The organism is Burkholderia sp. Bp8986 (assembly GCF_003854225.1).
Classification (GTDB): Bacteria; Pseudomonadota; Gammaproteobacteria; order Burkholderiales; family Burkholderiaceae; genus Burkholderia.
In genome coordinates, this window is sequence record NZ_QTQM01000161.1 from 1 (window position 1) to 1096 (window position 1096).

Here is a 1096-nt window from a genome sequence, read left to right on the forward strand (position 1 = left end):
AGCGTCCGAGGCAATCATGCTGCCGATTTGATCGCAGGCAGCGTCGTGAAGTATGCCTCATCCGGAGTCTGATCCGCCAGGCTCGAATGGGGCCGATTCCGGTTGTACAAGGTGATGTATTCGCCGATGGAGCGCCGGGCATGGCTGACCGACTCGTACGCTTTCAGGTAGACCTCTTCGTACTTGATGCTTCGCCACACCCGTTCGACGAACACGTTGTCGCGCCAGCTTCCCTTGCCGTCCATCGACAGCCGGATGCCTCGGCCCAATACGGCTTCCGTGAACGCGTTCGCCGTGAATTGGCTGCCCTGATCGGTGTTCACAATGTCGGGCTGCCCGTAGCGCGCGAACGCTTCCTCCAGCGCCTCGACGGCGTGCACTGCTTCCAGCGTGATCGTCACCCGGTGCGAGAGCACCTTGCGACTTGACCAATCCACTACCGCCGTCAGGTACACGAAGCCTCGCGCCATCGGAATGTATGTCGTGTCCAGTGCCCACGCCTGATTGGCCTGGTCGATCCTCATGCCACGCAGCAGGTACGGCCAGATCTTGTGCTGCGCATTGCGTCGGCTCGTGTTCGGCTTGCAGTACAGCGCTTCCACGCCCATGCGTTTCATCAGCGTGCGCGCGCGGCGGCGGCCGACCTCATGGCCTTCCCGGCGCAACAGACGCGCCAGCATCCGCGCTCCGGCAAACGGAAACTCCATGTGCAGTTCGTCGATCCGCCGCATCAGCAACTGGTCCGCCTCGCTCACTGGCTGCGGCCGGTAATACGCGCTCGATCTCGCGATGCCAACCAGTCGCGTCTGTCGCGAAACCGGCAGCGCATGCGTACGGTCAATCATCGCTTTGCGCTCAGCAGTCCGGCTTTGCCGAGCGCTCCTGACAAAAAATCGTTCTCCAGCGTCAACTGTCCGATCTTCGCGTGCAGCGTTTTCACGTCCACCGGCGGCTCGTTCGACGGTGGAGCGGCCGCGCCGAACACATCCGCCGCACGCTCCTGCAGTTGCCGCTTCCACTCCGTGATCTGGTTCGGGTGCACATCGAACTGCTGCGCCAGTTCGGCCAGCGTGCGCTCGCCCTTGACCGCCGCCAG

The 1096-nt window shown here is 63.0% G+C and carries 1 protein-coding gene; it reads right to left on the reverse strand.

Going from position 1 to position 1096, the window contains the following annotated elements; all coding sequences use genetic code 11:
* Positions 1-14: 14 nt before the first annotated feature.
* Positions 15-1096 (reverse strand): IS3 family transposase gene (locus DID99_RS36675; RefSeq protein ID WP_124668731.1). Its coding sequence is split into 2 segments (ribosomal slippage), with 1083 coding nucleotides annotated over them: positions 15-886 and positions 886-1096; the frame shifts between segments, so codons are not numbered across the junction. This gene is flagged as partial in the annotation.